Raw genomic sequence first — 19,454 nt, 5'->3', positions numbered from 1 at the left:
ACTACAAACTCCTTTGCGATAATCCTTGCAAAATCAGGTCGATATGACAGGTTACCGTCTGGTTAATCAGTTCGGTCTTTTCTTCATCGAACGCAGTCCAGCCGGTACGTAACAGAATCGTTTCTTTGCCGAGACGAAACGCCAGAATCTCGCCAATCAGCGCATGGGTATGGAGGATCATGCGGGTATCGTTGGCGTCGCAGCCGGTCCAGGCGGCAATCAGGCGTGTCAGGTGGCTGTGTAGCGGGCTAATCACCTGTTCATGCACCAGATGGTAGGCCGCCGTGGGAGAGAGCTGTTCACGGGAGATAAACTTGCTGAGGTTGACGGTGTCATCCTGGGTGAGCAGTTGGATCATGTTCCTGCAGGCGCGAAGAATCAGTTCGCGGATAGCGGCGCGATCCGGCTGTGGTTGTGCGAACAAGCGTTCGGCCTCTTCGGCGTGCGGACGGAACTGCTCGCCAATAAAATCGGCAATCCACTGGGCGCAGGCGAGGTACAAATCTTCTTTCGAACCGAAGTAATAGGTAATGGCAGCGATATTCTGCCCGGCCTGGGCGGCGATATCGCGGGTGGTGGCGTTCATTCCATACTCACCAAACTGTGCCAGTGCCGCTGCAATCAGCTGTTTTTTCGCCTGTTCACCTTTGGTTGTCATGGCAGGACTATTCATAGCACAGCCCATTCTTAATCAAATGATTGATTAAGATTATGACTCATTTTTAGCGTTGTCCAGTATGGTCAGGAATTTTAGCAACGCCAGTCACAGGGATAATTTATGCGCTGCGTCACAAAAACTGCTACACTCCGCTCCCTCATGACATTGTGGTTTTTGTCATTTTCCTTTTCAGTATCTCCCTGAAAACTACACCGGTAACGGTCGGGGCGGTTCGGAGTAGTTATGTCTTTCGATTCTTTGGGTTTAAGCCCTGATATCCTGCGCGCCGTTGCCGAGCAAGGTTACCGTGAACCCACCCCTATTCAGCAGCAGGCGATCCCTGCGGTGCTGGAAGGCCGCGACCTGATGGCCAGTGCCCAGACCGGCACGGGCAAAACAGCGGGCTTTACGTTGCCGCTACTACAACACCTGATTTCCCGCGAGCCGCACGCCAAAGGGCGTCGTCCGGTACGCGCGCTCATTCTTACCCCGACCCGTGAACTGGCGGCGCAGATTGGCGAAAATGTCCGTGATTACAGCAAATACCTGAACATTCGTTCGCTGGTGGTGTTTGGTGGTGTCAGCATTAACCCGCAGATGATGAAATTGCGTGGCGGCGTTGATGTTCTGGTGGCAACGCCGGGGCGTTTGCTGGACCTGGAACATCAGAATGCGGTGAAGCTGGACCAGATAGAAATCCTCGTCCTCGATGAAGCTGACCGCATGCTCGACATGGGCTTTATCCACGATATCCGTCGCGTGTTGACAAAACTGCCAGCGAAGCGCCAGAACCTGTTGTTCTCCGCGACCTTCTCTGACGATATTAAAGCCCTGGCGGAAAAACTGTTGCACAACCCGCTGGAAATCGAAGTGGCACGCCGCAATACCGCGTCTGATCAGGTGACCCAGCACGTTCACTTTGTTGATAAGAAACGCAAACGCGAATTGCTGTCGCATATGATTGGTAAAGGGAACTGGCAGCAGGTGCTGGTGTTTACCCGTACCAAACACGGCGCTAACCATCTGGCTGAACAGCTCAATAAAGATGGCATCCGTAGTGCGGCGATCCACGGCAATAAATCGCAAGGTGCGCGTACTCGTGCGCTGGCTGATTTTAAATCGGGTGACATTCGCGTACTGGTGGCGACCGACATCGCTGCGCGCGGTCTGGATATCGAAGAGTTGCCGCACGTCGTCAACTATGAACTGCCAAACGTACCGGAAGATTATGTCCACCGTATCGGGCGTACCGGTCGCGCGGCAGCTACCGGTGAAGCGTTGTCGTTGGTGTGTGTTGATGAACACAAACTGCTGCGTGATATCGAAAAACTGCTGAAAAAAGAGATCCCGCGCATTGCGATTCCTGGCTATGAGCCGGACCCGTCAATCAAAGCCGAACCGATCCAGAACGGTCGCCAGCAACGTGGCGGCGGCGGTCGTGGGCAAGGTGGTGGTCGCAGTCAACAGCAACCTCGCCGTGCGGAAAGTGGTGCAAAATCTGCAAGCGCGAAACCTGCAGAAAAACCCTCTCGTCGCCTCGGCGATGCCAAACCGGCAGGCGAGCAACAACGTCGCCGCCGTCCGCGTAAACCTGCCGCTGCGCAGTAATCTTTTGATGCCGGGCATAGCCCGGCATCAGGCTGATGACAAACGCAAAACTGCCTGATGCGCTACGCTTATCAGGCCTACGTGAACTCTGCAATATATTGAATTTGCATGCTTTTGTAGGCCGGATAAGGCGCTTGCGCCGCATCCGGCATTTCACAACAAGCACTTGTCAGCAATTTGAGAACGCGGAAAAAAGATTTCTCTGTTTTACCGCTCATAAGCCACCCGAGACGTTACTTCTCTATAGCCAATTGTTCGCGCAACTCCATTAAAAGGTAGCCCAGTCGATTCTTGCCCTTACCATTACCACCGTCTCCCCAGTAAGCATCATTTCCCGTATGCTCAACCAGTTTTGCGGACGCTGTTGCCAGTAAGAGCGCGCGCAGTTCTGCATGCTGTTCGAATTTAGCGCGAAGTGCTTTACGCATCACCTGTTCTTTGACCGACTCCCAGTTTTTACGCAGAGGCTTAGAACGATCGCGACCCATGCGTGCGGCGACCATGGGGGAAGAAACCCGACGGATCTCTTCGCGGTATTTTTCATCAAGGAATTTTTGTGCCTGGAAATAGTGTTCTGAGGTGGGCCAGGTTTTCCCGTCAACCTTAATGGGCCAAGCGGCAAAGTTAGAAAAATCACCGTAGTCATCGCCGGTGCTGTAGAAATTTATGGTGGTGTCTTGCATGACGTGTTGGATCCTTTGTGTTCGAACGGGCATTAAACCGCATTATGTTGGTGGTTATTGCGAGCCGCTTTCCAGAAACAGAAAAACCATTACCCCTGAAAACCGAAAAATGCCACAATATTGGCTGTTTATACAGTATTTCAGGTTTTCTCATGGCATTAACCGCCGCGCTTAAAGCGCAAATTGCCGCCTGGTATAAGGCGCTTCAGGAACAGATCCCCGACTTTATTCCCCGTGCGCCGCAGCGGCAGATGATTGCGGACGTCGCCAAAACGCTGGCCGGAGAAGAAGGGCGGCATCTGGCGATTGAAGCCCCCACCGGCGTTGGGAAAACGCTCTCCTATTTGATTCCCGGCATCGCCATTGCCCGCGAAGAGCAAAAAACGCTGGTGGTGAGTACCGCCAACGTGGCGTTGCAGGATCAGATCTACAGCAAAGATTTACCGCTGCTGAAAAAGATCATTCCCGATCTTAAATTCACTGCCGCTTTTGGGCGTGGGCGCTACGTTTGCCCGCGTAATCTGACTGCGCTCGCCAGCACTGAACCCACGCAACAGGATCTGCTGGCGTTTCTTGACGACGAACTGACGCCGAACAATCAGGAAGAGCAAAAACGTTGTGCGAAGCTGAAGGGCGATCTCGACACTTATAAATGGGATGGTCTGCGCGATCATACGGATATCGCTATAGATGACGATCTCTGGCGTCGTTTGAGTACCGACAAAGCCAGCTGCCTCAACCGCAACTGTTACTACTATCGTGAATGCCCGTTTTTTGTTGCCCGTCGGGAGATTCAGGAAGCGGAAGTGGTGGTGGCAAACCATGCGCTGGTAATGGCGGCGATGGAAAGCGAAGCCGTATTGCCTGACCCGAAAAATCTGCTGCTGGTACTGGACGAAGGTCATCACCTGCCGGACGTGGCGCGGGATGCGCTGGAGATGAGCGCCGAAATCACCGCGCCCTGGTATCGGCTACAGCTGGACTTGTTCACCAAACTGGTCGCTACCTGCATGGAGCAGTTTCGCCCGAAGACGATCCCACCGCTGGCGATCCCTGAACGTTTGAATGCGCATTGTGAAGAGTTGTATGAGCTTATCGCCTCGTTAAACAACATTCTCAATCTCTACATGCCTGCCGGGCAAGAGGCAGAGCACCGTTTCGCGATGGGCGAATTGCCTGATGAAGTGCTGGAGATCTGCCAGCGGCTGGCGAAACTCACCGAGATGTTGCGTGGTCTGGCGGAGTTATTTCTTAACGATTTAAGTGAGAAAACCGGCAGCCATGACATTGTACGTCTGCATCGGTTGATTTTGCAGATGAACCGCGCGTTGGGGATGTTCGAGGCGCAAAGCAAACTCTGGCGGCTGGCGTCTCTGGCGCAATCTTCCGGTGCGCCGGTGACCAAATGGGCGACGCGGGAAGAGCGCGACGGGCAGTTGCATCTCTGGTTTCACTGCGTGGGGATCCGTGTTAGCGATCAGCTGGAAAGGCTGCTGTGGCGCAGTATTCCGCACATTATTGTCACCTCCGCAACCTTGCGTTCGCTGAACAGTTTTTCGCGTTTGCAGGAGATGAGCGGGCTGAAAGAGAAAGCGGGCGACCGCTTTGTGGCGCTGGATTCCCCCTTCAACCACTGCGAACAGGGCAAAATTGTTATTCCCCGGATGCGCTTTGAGCCTTCCATTGACAACGAAGAACAGCACATTGCTGAAATGGCGGCGTTCTTCCGTGAGCAGGTGGAGAGCAAAAAACATCTCGGTATGTTGGTACTGTTTGCCAGCGGACGGGCGATGCAGCGGTTTCTCGACTATGTGACGGATTTACGGTTGATGTTGCTGGTGCAGGGCGATCAGCCACGTTACCGTTTAGTTGAACTGCACCGCAAACGCGTCGCCAACGGTGAGCGCAGCGTACTGGTGGGCTTACAGTCATTTGCCGAAGGGCTGGATTTAAAGGGCGAGCTGCTAAGTCAGGTGCATATCCATAAAATTGCCTTCCCACCTATTGATAGCCCGGTGGTGATCACCGAAGGAGAATGGCTGAAAAGCCTCAATCGCTATCCGTTTGAGGTGCAAAGCCTGCCGAGCGCCTCGTTTAACCTGATTCAGCAGGTTGGGCGACTGATTCGAAGCCACGGTTGCTGGGGCGAAGTGGTGATTTACGATAAACGCTTGCTCACCAAAAACTACGGCAAGCGGCTACTGGATGCATTACCGGTATTTCCGATAGAGCAACCGGAAGTCCCTGAAGGTATAGTTAAAAAGAAAGAAAAAGCGAAATCCCCACGCCGTCGGCGGCGTTAATGATGTGAGTCAGGTAAGGAGTCGTAAATGGACTATCGCAAAATCATTAAAGAGATCGGGCGCGGGAAAAACCACGCGCGCGATTTAGAACGGGATACTGCGCGCGGTCTGTATGCCCATATGCTCAACGGTGAAGTCCCTGACCTTGAGTTGGGCGGCGTATTGATTGCGCTGCGTATCAAAGGGGAAGGGGAAGCAGAGATGCTCGGCTTTTACGAAGCCATGCAAAATCACACCATCAAGCTGACGCCGCCTGCAGGCAAGCCGATGCCGATTGTCATCCCCAGTTACAACGGCGCGCGTAAACAGGCCAACCTGACGCCGTTGTTGGCGATTCTGCTGCATAAACTCGGTTTTCCTGTGGTGGTTCACGGGGTTAGCGAAGATCCAACCCGCGTGCTGACAGAAACCATTTTCGAACTGATGGGTATTACGCCAACGTTGCACGGCGGGCAGGCGCAGGCGAAGCTCGACGAACATCAACTGGTGTTTATGCCTGTGGGCGCGTTTTGCCCGCCGCTGGAAAAACAACTGGCGATGCGCTGGCGGATGGGCGTGCGTAACAGTGCGCATACCCTGGCGAAACTGGCGACGCCATTTGCCGAAGGTGAGGCACTGCGTCTTTCCAGCGTTTCGCATCCGGAATACATCGGACGCGTCGCGAAGTTCTTTAGCGATATTGGCGGACGAGCGCTGTTAATGCATGGCACTGAAGGTGAAGTGTATGCTAATCCGCAACGCTGCCCGCAAATCAATCTGATCGACCGTGAAGGGATGCGGGTGCTGTATGAAAAACAGGACACTGCTGGCAGCGAGCTACTGCCACAAGCCAAAGACCCGGAAACCACGGCGCAGTGGATTGAACGTTGCCTGGTTGGCAGTGAACCGATCCCTCAGTCACTAAAAATCCAGATGGCTTGCTGTCTGCTGGCGGCGGGCGAAGTGGCAACCATTAGCGACGGTCTGGCGCGCGTTAAGCAATCATTTTAAGTTCTCCCCCAGCCGGATGAGCACTGTCATCCGGCCTTTACCCCACCGCAATATGAAATTCCTGCATCTTTATTGACCTTCCCGCGTCTGGCGCGCAGCATAAAAAAGCAACAGGCATATAACATAAACAGGAGTTAACCATGGAAAGTGGTCATCGCTTTGATGCGCAGACGCTACACCGTTTTATTCAGGCTGTATTTCGTCAGATGGGGAGCGAGGAACAGGAAGCAAAATTAGTTGCCGATCATTTAATCGCGGCAAATCTGGCTGGGCATGATTCACATGGTATTGGCATGATCCCAAGCTATGTGCATTCCTGGAGCCTGGGTTCTTTGCAAATCAACCATCACGCCAAAATTATCAAAGAGGCGGGGGCTGTGGTCACGCTTGATGGCGATCGCGCATTTGGTCAGGTGGCGGCACACGAAGCGATGGCGCTGGGGATTGAGAAAGCGCATCAGCACGGCATTGCTGCCGTGGCGCTACATAACTCGCATCATATCGGCCGAATCGGTTATTGGGCGGAACAGTGCGCGGCGGCGGGGTTTGTCTCTATCCACTTTGTTAACGTGGTCGGTATTCCAATGGTTGCACCGTTCCACGGCCGCGACAGCCGCTTTGGCACCAATCCGTTCTGTGTGATTTTCCCACGTAAAGATAATTTCCCGCTGTTGCTTGATTACGCCACCAGCGCCATCGCATTTGGTAAAACTCGCGTCGCCTGGCATAAAGGTGTTCCCGTGCCGCCAGGCTGCCTGATTGATGTTAACGGCGTCCCGACGACAAATCCGGCGGTCATGCAGGAGTCGCCGTTGGGGTCGTTGTTGACCTTTGCTGAACATAAAGGCTACGCGCTGGCGGCGATGTGTGAAATTCTTGGCGGGGCGCTTTCTGGCGGTAAAACGACGCATCAGGAAACGTTACAAACCAGTCCCGATACCATTCTTAACTGCATGACCACTATCATCATCAACCCGGAACTGTTCGGCGCGCCGGATTGTAGCGCGCAGACCGAAGCCTTTGCCGAGTGGGTGAAAGCTTCGCCGCATGATGAAGATAAGCCGATTTTGCTACCGGGTGAGTGGGAAGTGAACACGCGTCGCGAACGGCAGGAGTTGGGGATCCCATTGGATGCGGGAAGCTGGCAGGCCATTTGTGATGCGGCGCGACAGGTTGGTATGCCGGAAGAGACGTTGCAGGCTTTCTGTCAGCAGTTAGCCAGCTAAAAAAAAGCCCGTCCAGTGTCGGACGGGCAAACAAGGGTAACATAGGATCAATGAGGGTTAGAGCATATGCGTCTGTCGGCAAACAGACAGGGAAATACTTTTGCTGGATGTAGCGTTAACGCCATATCCGACCAACGGTTCGGAATTTGTAGGCCTGACAAGATGCGGTAGCGTCGCATCAGGCATCTGTTGTCGGATGCGGTGTAAACGTCTTATCCGACTTACGAATTACTTATAGATAACCGCAGTTCCGCTTAATTTATTGTTGTTGGTGGCGGAAGTAATGCTGTATCCACTAGCCCCAGCAGCTGCCGCTTTCTCAGCCAGTTTCGCTTCCAGGGCATCGAGGGTGGATGCGCCATCGGCAGAAACTACGCCGATTTTGTTCATGCTCTGTGCCTGGGATGCCGTTACCGGTTCCGCGGCAAATACGCCAAATGACAGAGTTGAAAGAGCCATAGCAGCAACAACAGTATTGATAGTTTTCATAATTAATCTCTCGCAGGTGATTTTTGTTTAAGTGACGTTGTTTCGTCGATGTGATGAGTATCACGTTTTTTTACGAGAGATAAAATCGAAGAGAATTGACCGCCTTGTTCAAATAAATTGATTGATATCTAACATATTGATAAATCATTTATTTGTTGCACTTATGGACCCGTTTTATATCGCGTGGCAGTCACGGCAGCGTTAAAGGCACGGAATGCCACGCAAAATACAAATTATACTCGCTATACATCCCGCCAGTTGCAGTTAACGTAACTGGCTGTCCTTCGAACCTCTGCGATTATATCCTGTATAAGCTGGTTTTTGTAAATCTTTCTCCTGCTGACAATGAATGCATAAGCGCACGCCAGGAATGGCTTCCCGACGGGCCTGTGGGATGGGGGCGCCACACTCTTCACATTCATACAGGCTTTCGCCACGCGGAATTTCACCCCGAGCGCGAGCGATCGCATCTTCAATTGTACTGTTGATCTGTTCGTTGACGGCGTCATCGTTAGCCCAACCGGATGCCATATCGTCCTCCCCATATCAATACTTGTACAGTTAAGTGTAGCTAATATAGGGACGAACCTGGGCAGTTCAAGCGTCAGATCTCCGACCATTCCCGCAGCAGATTATGATAAAGATTGAGCAGCGACAGGATCTCTTCACTTTCGCCATAGCGGCTTTTCAGCGACTGAATATTGTTGTCCAGTTCAAACAGCATGGCGCGCTTTTTATCATCGCGGATCATCGACTGGATCCACATAAATGATGCCACTCGCACGCCGCGGGTTACGGGTGTCACGCAATGCAGGCTGCTGGAGGGGTACAACACCAGATCACCTGCCGGAAGTTTAACCCGATGTTGTCCGAAGGTATCATTAACGACCAGTTCGCCACCTTCGTAACTTTGTGGATCGCTCAAAAACAGCGTGGCAGAAAGGTCAGTGCGCATCCAGCCGTTTTGTGGATGACTGCGTACTGCACCATCCACATGAAAACCATAGGTTTCATTGTTCTGGTAGCGATTAAACAGCGGCGTGGAAAGGGTACGCGGCAAGGCAGCGGCAAAGAACAAAGCATGTTGGTTAACCGCGTTCAGCACCTCATTTTGCAATTCGGCGTACAGGGCGCTGCGGATATCAACTTGCTGATTGTTCTTAACTTGTGCGCCTTGTGCGCCGGTGGTGACGCGTCCATCAACCCATTCGGCTCGTTCCAGTTGTTCAAGAAAACGCGCGACGTCCTGTGGCGATAACACACCGGGAATGTGGTACATCATACAAGTTCTCCACAAAGTGTGGCCTGCGCCCCACACCGATTTTTAACAGTCATGCCGGATGCGGCGTGAACGCCTTATCTGCCCTACCAAATGATGTGAATTCAATGTATTGCACAACCTTGTAGGCCTGATAAGCGCAGCGCATCAGGCAATGGTACTCAGGTGCCGGATGCGGCGTGAACGCCTTGTCCGGCCTACAAAATGATGTGAATTCAATGTGTTGCACAACCTTGTAGGCCTGATAAGCGCAGCGCATCAGGCAACGGTGTTCAGATGCCGGATGCGGCGTGAACGCCTTATCTGGCCTACCAAATGATGTGAATTCAATGCATTGCACAACCTTGTAGGCCTGATAAGCGCAGCGCATCAGGCAGACCTGTTCTCGCCATCAACATTAGTGGGCCTTGCGCCCCACATCTGAATCAGAAATGCATATTGGCTGTGAGCAAGAAGGTTCTTGGCTCGCCCGGGTGATAACGGTAGCCGCTCTTGTTGATTGAGGCGACGTAATCGGTATCAAACAGGTTGTAGACGTTTAGCTGGAAGTCGAGATTGCGATTAACCCGATATCCCAGTTTGGCATCGGCGACCCAATAACCTTCGGTAAACGCTGGCGTTCCCACCGCGCCGTCTGAACCTTTATGCATACTGCCGATGTAGCGCGCGCCCGCGCCAACGGAAATATCATCGGTTGCCTGATACTGGCTCCATAAGGTAAAGGCGTGTTCCGGCGTATATGGCAGTGATGATGAACCATCCTGAGCCACATCCGCACCATTTTTTATGGTCGCTTTTTGCTGGGTGTAGCCGCCAATCACCTGCCACGCGGGCGTGATATTCCCGGCCACGGATATCTCATAGCCTTCGACGCGTTTCTTACCGTATTGTGAGTAAGTCCCGTCATCGTTTTGCTCAACTTCATTTTCGATATCAGTACGGAACAGCGCGGCGGTAAGCAACAGGCGTTTATCCAGCACCTGCCATTTGGTGCCAATCTCACTGGTGTTGGCTTTTTGCGGTTTAAAGTCGGTGCGGCTGGCGCTGTTACCGCTGCCAGACTGCGCAAGGGCGAAGTTGTTGCCGCCCGGCGGCTGCTGGGAAACGGCATAGTTAATATAGACATTGCCGTTTTCCGTCAGGTGATACAGCGCCCCGGCTTTCCAGTTCACCAGATTGCCCGACTTGGCAGTGTCGACGGTGGTGACCGGAGAACCGTTTGCCACGCCAGCAGGGCAGGTGACTGCGCCGCGTCCACTGCCGCCGCAGGCGGTGGCACTGTCATATTCAGTATGATAATTATCCAGACGGATCCCGCCGTTCAGCTCAAAATCACGGGTGATTTGCAGCGTATCGAAGGCATAAATTGCGAAGGTATCCGTCTGACCATTGGCGTTTGCGCCGTTGCGCGTCAGGCCGCCGGGATGAATGCTGCTGTCAGGATGATAAATATTCACCGCCGGTAACGTCACCGGATTAACGCCGTAGTTGGTCTGCGTTTCACGGGTAAATTCCACGCCAGTACTAACATCATGACCGATAGAGCCGGTATAAAACGTGGTAGTCAGATTGGTCTGGTTGGTGAGAATTTTATTACTCACATCTTTGGTGTTCGCCGTACGTGACCAGGTCCAACTATTCACATCGCTGGTAGGCTGGGTAATATTCGATGCCCCGCCCATAATCGCCGTCATCAGGTAATCCTGCTTCACGCGCGACCATCGGGTCGTATTGCGAATGGTGGTGTTATCGTTGATGTCGTGCTCAAAACGCATGGTGGCGGTATCGGTGGTCGAATCGTCGTAATCGGAATCCGTGCCATAAAAGTTATGCGTATCAACTTTTCCGGAATGATTCAGCGCCGCCGTACCCGCAGAAGGTGCGGAATAGCCCGGTAAACCAATGGTCGGAATGCCTCCGTCTGGCGTATTGTGCTGGGTAACGTGTAAATAGTTGAGATACAAACGATTCGATGTACCAAGACCAAATGCCACGGAAGGGGCGACGCCGTAACGCTCATTTTTGACTTTGTCGCGTCCGGCATCGTGCGTTTTTTCGCCCATCACATTCAGACGCACCGCGGAGGTATCGCCAATCACCTGATTGACGTCCAGCGTGCCGCGGCGGAACCAGGCGCTGCCAATACTGGCGGAGGCGTCAATGCCGGAATCATTGCGCGGCTGCTTGCTGATCATATTGATCGAGCCCGTCGGCGCGCTGCGCCCGTAGTCGGTGCCGGACGGCCCTTTAATCACTTCGACCTGCTCAGTATTGAAGGTGTCGCGCGAGACGCTGCCGATATCACGAATGCCATCAATATAAATACTGTTAGAGGTGTCGGCACCGCGCATATAAATGGCGTCGCCAGTGGTGGAGTTACCGTTCTCACCAGCAAAAAATGCACCTACGCCGGGGACGTTTTTGAGCGCGTCGGTAAGGTTGGTCGCGCCCTGATCTTTAATCACTTGTTCAGAAATCACCGTCATCGTGCGGGTCGTATCCGCTACCGGACGCGAGAATTTCGGATCGGCAGATTGTTGTGGCGCATAAAGCGAAGGCGTTGAGGCTTCGACAACCAGCGTGTCATCCGCGTTAGTTTGCCCTTCGGCGGCGAGTGCCTGTGCCACAGGCGTGATGCCAATACAAAGACCGGCAAAGAACGTGAGCGAATGAAATTGTCTGGCAGGGAAATTGCGATTGTTTTCCATTTAGCAGGTGACTTTTTCTTATATGTTTAAGTTTTCACTGTCACGAGAAAGCATCTCTGCGGATGCGATGCCACTGTTAATCCCGTAATAGTGTTCGTGAAAGTGATAATAATTTTGATAAGCATTATCACTTAGCGCGATTTTCTATCACCCATTGCGCGAAAAAGAAATACATTTATTTACATTGCGTTCATATTTGATGTTTTTTGATTACAAAACAGGCGAAAACTGCATCCAGAGGCGAATGCAGTTACGTTGGTGGGGTTATTTGTAGATGGTTGCAGTACCGAACATCTGGTCATTTCCGCCCGCGGAATTAATGACATAACCTTTCGCGCCTTGTTCGCGCGCTTTTTCTGCCAGTTTATCCTCCAGATCGCTTAGGTTTGATGCGCCAGTTGCCGAAACGGTACCGGCGGGCCGTAGCTGACCGCTGTCCTGGTTACTCAGAGGCTGCGCGGCATAAGCCGTGAAGGTGATTCCGCTCAGGACGGTGGCAATCAGTAGTGCGAGGCACTTTTTCATAATGACATCCTCAGAAATACAACGAGTAGTGCCTGATAAGTGTAGGTCGCCTGTGCGATGCAAATGACGCAAAAAATTGACAGAGATGTGCTTATTTTTTGAACGATATATTTTTACAAAACAAGACAAATCAATGACATGCATGATGCTGATTTTTATGGTGAATTGCTATAAGCCATAGTCATGTTAAGGTCTTTCGAAACGATAAACGCAGCCAGATATTTACCCTGTCGCGTTATGCGGGTATCTTACGCCGCTGCTTAAAGGAGAATGCTATGTCCGCCCAGAAACCGGGGTTGCATCCGCGCAACCGTCATCACAGCCGCTACGATCTCGCCACGCTTTGTCAGGTGAATCCTGAACTCAGGCAATTCCTCACGCTTACACCCGCCGGGGAGCAAAGCGTAGACTTTGCCAATCCGCTGGCGGTGAAGGCGCTCAATAAGGCGTTGCTGGCCCATTTTTACGCCGTAGCGAACTGGGATATTCCGGACGGTTTTCTCTGCCCGCCAGTACCGGGCCGGGCGGATTATATTCATCACCTTGCCGATTTACTGGCAGAAGCAAGCGGAACAATTCCAGCTAATGCCAGCATTCTGGATATCGGCGTTGGTGCGAACTGTATTTACCCGCTGATTGGCGTACATGAATATGGCTGGCGTTTTACCGGCAGCGAAACCAGCAGCCAGGCGTTAAGCAGTGCGCAGGCGATCATCAGTGCTAATCCGGGGCTTAACCGCGCCATTCGTCTGCGTCGGCAGAAAGAGAGCGGGGCGATTTTTAACGGTATCATCCACAAAAACGAGCAATACGACGCGACCTTGTGTAACCCGCCATTCCACGATTCCGCCGCTGCGGCACGGGCAGGTAGTGAGCGTAAACGCCGTAACCTTGGGCTGAACAAAGACGATGCGCTGAACTTTGGTGGTCAGCAACAGGAGTTGTGGTGTGAAGGCGGTGAAGTCGCCTTTATCAAAAAGATGATTGAAGAGAGCAAAGGCTTCGCGAAGCAGGTGATGTGGTTTACCTCGCTGGTATCTCGTGGTGAAAACTTACCGCCGTTGTATCGTGCTCTGACGGATGTTGGCGCGGTGAAAGTGGTCAAAAAAGAGATGGCCCAGGGGCAAAAGCAGAGTCGCTTTATTGCCTGGACCTTTATGAACGACGAGCAGCGTCGCCGTTTTGTCAATCGCCAGCGTTAAAGCGTTGGCTCCCCCGGCGGCAGCGGTTCTGCCGGGGCCGCGCCCGGAGCAGGCAGCACCTGATAAGTCTGCACTGGCGCGCGAACACCCGCCAGGTCGAAATGTTTTTTCACCTGGCTGTCGAGGGCAAAGCGTACCGTCCACTGTTTGAGTGGCAGCGTGGTGAACGAAACACGCAGCGTAAACGCGGTATTGCTTAAGCCGACAATCCCGGCAAAGTTCGGTTCACCAATAATCAGCCCGCGAATTTCTTCGTTTTCCATCAATTCCGCTACCGCATCTTTCAGTGCCTGATTGGCTTTATCAGCATCTTCATGGCGATCAACATCGTAATTTGCCACCACCGAACCAATGCCGCGGACGAAGTTAGCAAAAGTGGTAATCGAAGACCACGGAATGATGTGATACGCCCCGGTATCCTGGCGCACGCCCACGGAGCGAATCGACATCCGTTCCACTGTGCCGGTCAACGGTCCGATGGTCACTAAATCCCCGGTGTTCATGCCGTTTTCAAACTGAATAAATACCCCGGTGATAATATCTTTCACCAGCGTTTGCGAACCAAACGAGATAGCCAGACCTAATGCCCCGGCACCTGCCAGCAATGGCGCGATATTGACGCCGATTTCCGACAACACAATCATGATGGTGATGGTACTGATTATCACCGCCAGCGCGTTACGGAACAGCGTTAGCAGGGTACGCGTACGGGCGCTGGGTAGCGGGCGACCATGAATATCCGAAGCCAGCCGGTTTTCGATCAAACTGGCGAGCACCGTCCAGCCAACCGCCGAGAAGAAAAGAATGAGTGCGATACGGATCAGGATATCTACGGTTTTCTGCCCCGCGCCGTTTTGCAGCCAGTTCCAGAAATCGAACAATCCCCATGCGCTCAACAGCAACATTACCGCCACGCAGACTGTCAGAATACGCGCCGTTTTCAGTGCCGCCGAAAGCCAGCCATTCAGCCGTTTTTGCAGCTCCGGATAGTTACGCTGAGTATGTGGCGAGAGGGTGATGGTTTTCGCCAGCCAGCGGGAAAACATACCGGAAACAAACGCTGCGATACCAATAATCGCCAGGCTGCGCACCGTTGCACCCATCATAAATTTCAGGCTGTTGCCTGGATCGAACAACGAAAAGAAAAACAGCACGATAAAATAGGCGCTTGCCAGCCAGTGCCACACCAGCGCAAAGGCGCGGATAAACAGGCTGAAAAAGGCCAGCGAATGCTCCGCAAAGTTGAGCAAATGTTGGGTAATCTCTTTTTTATTACGAAAGATCAGGTACAACGCCCAGACGGTCATGCACAGCATAATGATGACGTTCGCCAGCGCACCTATCTGTACATTCACCTGATTAGAGATAATCGGCACGGCCACAATCAGGCCATAGCCAATCAGGCTGCTTAACCAGCTCAGGCGACGGCTCCAGTAACGGGCGCTCTCGTCCTGAATCGTGAAGGGGCGCAGCTCCGCCACGTTTGGGCAAAAAATCAGGCGTAGTACAGCTTTGAAAAATTCAATCAGGGCAAAGGCGTTGAGAAACAAACTTTGTTGGAAAGCGATGGTGCGACTGCCCGCATTCAGGTTGTCGCTTAATACCTGGCCGACAAATAATGTCAGTGCCAGTAACAGCAGGTCGATAATAAACGCCCCGATAATCATCGCCGGAAGCTGCAACCAGTTGCTGCGCTCACGATTTTTTTGCCGCGCCCACTGACCCATTTTGCGATACAGCGGCAGTGCGCACAGGCGAATCAGCCAGTAAAAACCAAACACTAATACCGCTAACATTGAAAAATGGCTCAGCGCATTGCTGAAGGTTTGTGGATTAAATGGCTTATGCGGGGAGCCGGTGATATTGCGATAAAGTTGCCCGAAGCGGGCGGAAAGGGCTTCACCATAATGGCGGCTGACTTCGGTGACCTTTTGCAGCACGGTTTGCTCTTCAACCAGCGTCGGCGGCACGATCTTCGGTACCGGTTCCGCAGGGGGCGTAGCGGCGACGGTGCGCAACTGGTCGATCAACTCTTTACGCGAGGTGTCGTTATCCAGCACATCCGCCAGTGCGCCATAGGCCGCTTTTTTTTGTTCGATATCCGGTTCCGGGGCCGGTTCAGTCGTTGAGTCCGTTGTCGTTGTGGTTGTAACGCCGGGTATGGATACCGCGTGGGCAGGTGCGCCCAGCAGGCAGAAGAGGATGAACAGGATCCACCGCATGACTCCTCCAGTGAGAAAACAGAGCAAAAAGATAAGTATAGATGCTGGGGGAGGGGCGATTTTAAATGAGAGGAATCTGGTGTGCCTCCCTTTCGGGTGAAAGGGAGGAAGGGATATTAAGCAGGTTGCTGACAACGTGCGGGCTTTTTTGCCGGATGCGGCGTGAACGCCTTATCCGTCCTACACGTTCATGCAATTTTAATAAGTTGCCATATATCCTGTAGGCCTGATAAGCGTAGCGCATCAGGCAATGTGTCTTATTAAGAGACGTGCTGTAAAAATTCCTGCAAGCGCTGGCTCGGCGGATTCTTGATCAACGCCTGCGGATCGCCATCTTCCGCAATCCGGCCTTTGTCGATAAAGATCAGGCGCGAAGCCACTTTCTCGGCAAAACCGATTTCGTGGGTCACGATCACCATCGTCATCCCTTCTTCAGCCAGATCCTGCATAACCTTCAGCACTTCATGGCGCAATTCCGGGTCAAGAGCGGAAGTCGGTTCATCAAACAGCATCATTTTCGGTTTCACCGCCAGCGCGCGGGCAATCGCCACACGCTGCTGCTGACCACCAGAAAGTTCGGAAGGGTAGTGATGGGCACGTTCCGCCAGACCGACTTTCGCCAGCAGTTCACGTGCCAGTTTTTCCGCCTCTTCTTTGTTCGCGCCACGCACGCGTAGCGGGCCAAACATGACGTTTTCCAGCGCCGTCAGATGCGGGAAAAGGTAAAACTGCTGGAACACCATACCCGCTTCCTGGCGAATCAGGCGCTCGTCAACTTTCGGATCGTTAACCTTCAGACCATCGACAATCAGATCGCCGGAGGTGATTTCTTCCAGTTTGTTGATGCAGCGCAGCAGGGTCGATTTACCGGAACCGGACGGCCCGATAATCACCACGACTTCGCCTTGGGCAATATTCAAATCGATATTGTGCAGCACCTGGGTTGGGCCAAAGTGCTTGGAGACGTTTTTAAATTCAATCACAGGATTTTCATCCTTCTTTCCAGACGACGCAGAATAAAGCTCAGCACCAGGGTAATAATCAGATAGAACACCGCCACGGCGCTCCAGATCTCAAGGGCGCGGAAGTTACCGGCAATAATTTCTTGCCCCTGACGGGTCAGTTCCGCCACGCCGATAACAATAAACAGCGAGGTATCTTTAATGCTGATGATCCACTGGTTACCCAGCGGCGGCAGCATGCGGCGCAGTGCCAGCGGTAAAATGACGTAGCGAATGGTTTCCCAACGTGAAAGGCCGAGCGCCAGTCCTGCTTCACGAAAACCTTTGTGAATTGACAGCACCGCACCACGCGTGATTTCCGCAATGTACGCGCCGGAGTTGATCATGATGGTGACCACCGCCGCAGTAAACGGGTCGATGCGTAAGTCGTTAAACGCCATCGGCAGGGCGAAGTAGATAAACATCACCTGGACGACGATAGGTGTGCCGCGGATCACTTCAATAAAGACCAGCGCGACGTGGTTGGCTATCCAACCACCGAAGGTGCGTGCAAAACCTGCCGCCAGTCCGATCACCAGGCCGCCAGCCAGACCGAGGACCGAAATCCACAGGGTCATTTTGGCGCCTTCAATCAGAAGCGGAATGGCAGGCCAGATGGCACTCCAGTCAAACTGCATATGTTGTTCCTGTTACCGTGGTGTAAATACCCGAGCCAGAAGGCTGGCGGGGCGAAACGCTGGCCCGGTATGCAAAAGGCCACCGGGCCATAAATTAAAGGCAATCATTATTTCGGTTCAGTACCGAACCATTTTTTGTAGATTTCGTTGTATGTGCCGTTCTCGCGCAGGGTTTTCAACGCGCCGTTGATTTTGTCACGCAGCTCATCGCTACCTTTCGGGAACGCAATACCGTATTGCTGTGCTTCCAGAGAGTCTCCTACCGCTTTGAACTGACCGTTACCGGCGGTTTTGATGAAGTACAGAATGTTTGGTGTGTCGTGCAGGACGGCGTCTGCGCGGTTGGTACCCAGTTCCATATAGGCGTTATCGATGTTCGGGAACTGACGCAGATCTTTGGTTTTGATGTTCGCTTTTGCGTAATCAACGGAGCCGGTGCCGCTTTTCACAGCAACCACTTTACCGTCGAGATCTTTCACGCTTTTCACATCGTTATTGTTGGCTTTCACCATCACTAACAGGCCGCTTTTGTAGTAGCCGTCAGAGAAATCGATCGCTTTTTTACGCTCGTCGGTAATGGTAATGCCCGCCAGCGCCAGATCGATGTTTTTGGTTTGCAGTGCTGGGATGATGCCGCTGAAATCCATTGGTTTCAGTTCGTAATCCAGCTTCAGTTCTTTGGCGATAGCAGCCCACAGATCCACATCAAAACCAACGTATTTGTCGCCCTGTTTAAATTCAAACGGAACGAAGGCGGTATCCGTCGCCACAACCAGTTTTTTATCCGCGGCATGAGAAGAAACCGCAAAAGCCAGGGTCAGTGCAGCCAGTGAAACTTTTAATACAGACTTCATAGCATTTCCTTTTTTCTATCCACGGGACGATCCCCTGCGTGACATTTACGTATATGAAAAAATCGTGCCAGTTTTACAACTCTTTGATTTTTATAGGAGCAGTAAAAACGGGTTGCACAATTTATAGGGCAACATCTCCGGTCTGCACCATATTGGGGCGCCAAAGTGGTGCGCAAAAATAGTGCACTCAACACATAGGTTATTTAGCGTAAATTCTGATGAAAAAACAATCTTTATGTAACGATTGTGTGATGTTGTTGATACAAGTATTTTACTTTGACAGGCAAAGAAGGCGATGAGTTGCACTAAAAAAGTGCGTAGAGGCGGGCAGCAATACAAAACGGCCTCCTGTCAGGAAGCCGCTTTTATCGCTTACTTAAGTTTTGCACCATCTGCGATGGATTTATTCGATATTAGATTCGATAAACCACAAGAATTTATCCAGGTCGCGGGAAGCGGCGGTCAGGATATCTGCGGTGTCGTCATCTTTCGCTTCGCCAATCGCTTTGCGCACGTCGTTGGCAACAATCGCGTAACGGTCAGCCAGCTCTTTCAGGTGATCCTGAACGCTGTGGATGTCCAGCGGGTAGCTTTTCAGCGGAGTTTTGCTGTTAATAACTTGAGTGGTACCAAGGGCAACGCCACCCAGCTGCACTGCGCGCTCTGCCATAGTATCCAGGTGATCGGTCAGTGCGGTACGGAAACCATCCAGCATCTCATGTACGGCAATGAAGTTAGCGCCGCGCATGTTCCAGTGCGCTTGTTTGGTAATCAAAGAGAGATCAATAAACTGGATAACCTGGCGATTCAGCAACTCAACTGTCGCTTTCTTCTCGCTGTCAGAGACATCGTTGCGGGTATAAAGCAGATTGGTCGCTTTTGCTTTGACTAATTTAGCGGTACTCATAATTTCATATCCTCTTGATGTTGTGTCCCAGTAATTAACGAGACTAAGTATAGCACCGCCCTGGTGTTCTGCTATTCTGGCTGTCCCTATCACACTAATAGCGGTAACAAGCGTGAAAAATAAAAACTATATAAATTCACATAGTTATGTATATTGCTGGA

General features: G+C 52.3%; 19 protein-coding genes. 5 read left to right on the top strand and 14 right to left on the bottom strand.

The window, feature by feature from the left end:
• Position 1: 1 nt before the first annotated feature.
• Positions 2-673, bottom strand: coding sequence for a DNA-binding transcriptional regulator CecR (gene cecR, locus D9597_RS09455; protein WP_024191852.1), 672 nt, complete (start codon positions 671-673; stop codon positions 2-4).
• 228 nt (positions 674-901) lie between these two features.
• Between cecR and rhlE the strand changes: the two genes are divergently transcribed.
• Entirely contained in the window at positions 902-2,266 is a 1,365-nt protein-coding gene (gene rhlE / locus D9597_RS09450; RefSeq protein ID WP_130222204.1) for an ATP-dependent RNA helicase RhlE, read from the top strand.
• Positions 2,267-2,343: 77 nt separating this feature from the next.
• On the opposite strand, the gene D9597_RS23110 is transcribed toward rhlE, so the two are convergent.
• Positions 2,344-2,484: a hypothetical protein gene (locus D9597_RS23110; RefSeq protein WP_165383153.1), complete on the bottom strand. Its 141-nt coding sequence runs from the start codon at positions 2,482-2,484 to the stop codon at positions 2,344-2,346.
• 15 nt (positions 2,485-2,499) lie between these two features.
• Positions 2,500-2,982: an N-glycosidase YbiA gene (gene ybiA / locus D9597_RS09445; protein ID WP_130222203.1), complete on the bottom strand. Its 483-nt coding sequence runs from the start codon at positions 2,980-2,982 to the stop codon at positions 2,500-2,502.
• 119 nt (positions 2,983-3,101) lie between these two features.
• Between ybiA and dinG the strand changes: the two genes are divergently transcribed.
• From dinG to hcxB, 3 genes are all read left to right on the top strand, one after another.
• Positions 3,102-5,252, top strand: coding sequence for an ATP-dependent DNA helicase DinG (dinG, locus tag D9597_RS09440; protein ID WP_130222202.1), 2,151 nt, complete (start codon positions 3,102-3,104; stop codon positions 5,250-5,252).
• Positions 5,253-5,279: 27 nt separating this feature from the next.
• Complete coding sequence (ybiB, locus tag D9597_RS09435) at positions 5,280-6,242, top strand: DNA-binding protein YbiB (RefSeq protein ID WP_130222201.1); 963 nt, start codon at positions 5,280-5,282, stop codon at positions 6,240-6,242.
• 140 nt (positions 6,243-6,382) lie between these two features.
• On the top strand, positions 6,383-7,468 hold the full coding sequence (gene hcxB, locus D9597_RS09430) for a hydroxycarboxylate dehydrogenase HcXB (protein WP_130222200.1): 1,086 nt from the start codon (positions 6,383-6,385) through the stop codon (positions 7,466-7,468).
• Between the two features lie 228 nt (positions 7,469-7,696).
• Here the strand turns inward: hcxB and ybiJ are convergent, their stop codons facing one another.
• The 6 genes from ybiJ to mcbA form a co-directional block, all read right to left on the bottom strand.
• Complete coding sequence (gene ybiJ, locus D9597_RS09425; RefSeq protein ID WP_000849307.1) at positions 7,697-7,957, bottom strand: DUF1471 family protein YbiJ; 261 nt, start codon at positions 7,955-7,957, stop codon at positions 7,697-7,699.
• Between the two features lie 264 nt (positions 7,958-8,221).
• Positions 8,222-8,488: a C4-type zinc finger protein YbiI gene (gene ybiI / locus D9597_RS09420; RefSeq protein WP_000146357.1), complete on the bottom strand. Its 267-nt coding sequence runs from the start codon at positions 8,486-8,488 to the stop codon at positions 8,222-8,224.
• A 73-nt stretch (positions 8,489-8,561) separates the two neighbouring features.
• Entirely contained in the window at positions 8,562-9,239 is a 678-nt protein-coding gene (gene ybiX / locus D9597_RS09415) for a PKHD-type hydroxylase YbiX (protein WP_130222199.1), read from the bottom strand.
• Between the two features lie 49 nt (positions 9,240-9,288).
• A complete protein-coding gene (locus D9597_RS09410; RefSeq protein ID WP_130222198.1) occupies positions 9,289-9,606 on the bottom strand; it encodes a hypothetical protein in 318 nt (105 codons plus the stop codon).
• Positions 9,607-9,661: 55 nt separating this feature from the next.
• Complete coding sequence (locus tag D9597_RS09405; RefSeq protein ID WP_130222197.1) at positions 9,662-11,944, bottom strand: catecholate siderophore receptor Fiu; 2,283 nt, start codon at positions 11,942-11,944, stop codon at positions 9,662-9,664.
• Between the two features lie 264 nt (positions 11,945-12,208).
• The gene (mcbA, locus tag D9597_RS09400) at positions 12,209-12,469 is read right to left on the bottom strand and encodes a DUF1471 family periplasmic protein McbA (protein ID WP_010347475.1); all 261 of its coding nucleotides are present in this window, start codon (positions 12,467-12,469) and stop codon (positions 12,209-12,211) included.
• 275 nt (positions 12,470-12,744) lie between these two features.
• Between mcbA and rlmF the strand changes: the two genes are divergently transcribed.
• Positions 12,745-13,671, top strand: a complete 927-nt coding sequence (rlmF, locus tag D9597_RS09395; RefSeq protein ID WP_001275941.1) for a 23S rRNA (adenine(1618)-N(6))-methyltransferase RlmF — start codon at positions 12,745-12,747, stop codon at positions 13,669-13,671.
• Here rlmF and ybiO read toward each other — a convergent pair.
• The 5 genes from ybiO to dps form a co-directional block, all read right to left on the bottom strand.
• Positions 13,668-15,893, bottom strand: a complete 2,226-nt coding sequence (gene ybiO / locus D9597_RS09390; protein WP_021578425.1) for a mechanosensitive channel protein — start codon at positions 15,891-15,893, stop codon at positions 13,668-13,670. The two genes, rlmF and ybiO, sit on opposite strands and share 4 nt — an antisense overlap.
• A 260-nt stretch (positions 15,894-16,153) precedes the next feature.
• Complete coding sequence (glnQ, locus tag D9597_RS09385; protein ID WP_032302757.1) at positions 16,154-16,876, bottom strand: glutamine ABC transporter ATP-binding protein GlnQ; 723 nt, start codon at positions 16,874-16,876, stop codon at positions 16,154-16,156.
• Entirely contained in the window at positions 16,873-17,532 is a 660-nt protein-coding gene (gene glnP, locus D9597_RS09380; protein WP_061090926.1) for a glutamine ABC transporter permease GlnP, read from the bottom strand. The genes glnQ and glnP overlap by 4 nt, the downstream gene beginning before the upstream one ends.
• Before the next feature lie 107 nt (positions 17,533-17,639).
• Positions 17,640-18,386 (bottom strand): glutamine ABC transporter substrate-binding protein GlnH, encoded by a 747-nt coding sequence (gene glnH, locus D9597_RS09375; RefSeq protein ID WP_130205139.1) that lies wholly within the window; start codon positions 18,384-18,386, stop codon positions 17,640-17,642.
• Positions 18,387-18,789: 403 nt separating this feature from the next.
• On the bottom strand, positions 18,790-19,293 hold the full coding sequence (gene dps / locus D9597_RS09365; protein ID WP_064530112.1) for a DNA starvation/stationary phase protection protein Dps: 504 nt from the start codon (positions 19,291-19,293) through the stop codon (positions 18,790-18,792).
• Positions 19,294-19,454 lie beyond the last annotated feature (161 nt).

This window comes from Escherichia sp. E13S3 (assembly GCF_004212325.1).
In the GTDB taxonomy this organism is placed as follows: Bacteria; Pseudomonadota; Gammaproteobacteria; order Enterobacterales; family Enterobacteriaceae; genus Escherichia.
The sequence above is the reverse complement of the archived record's forward strand: the minus strand, read 5'-3'. Positions and strand labels throughout refer to the sequence as shown.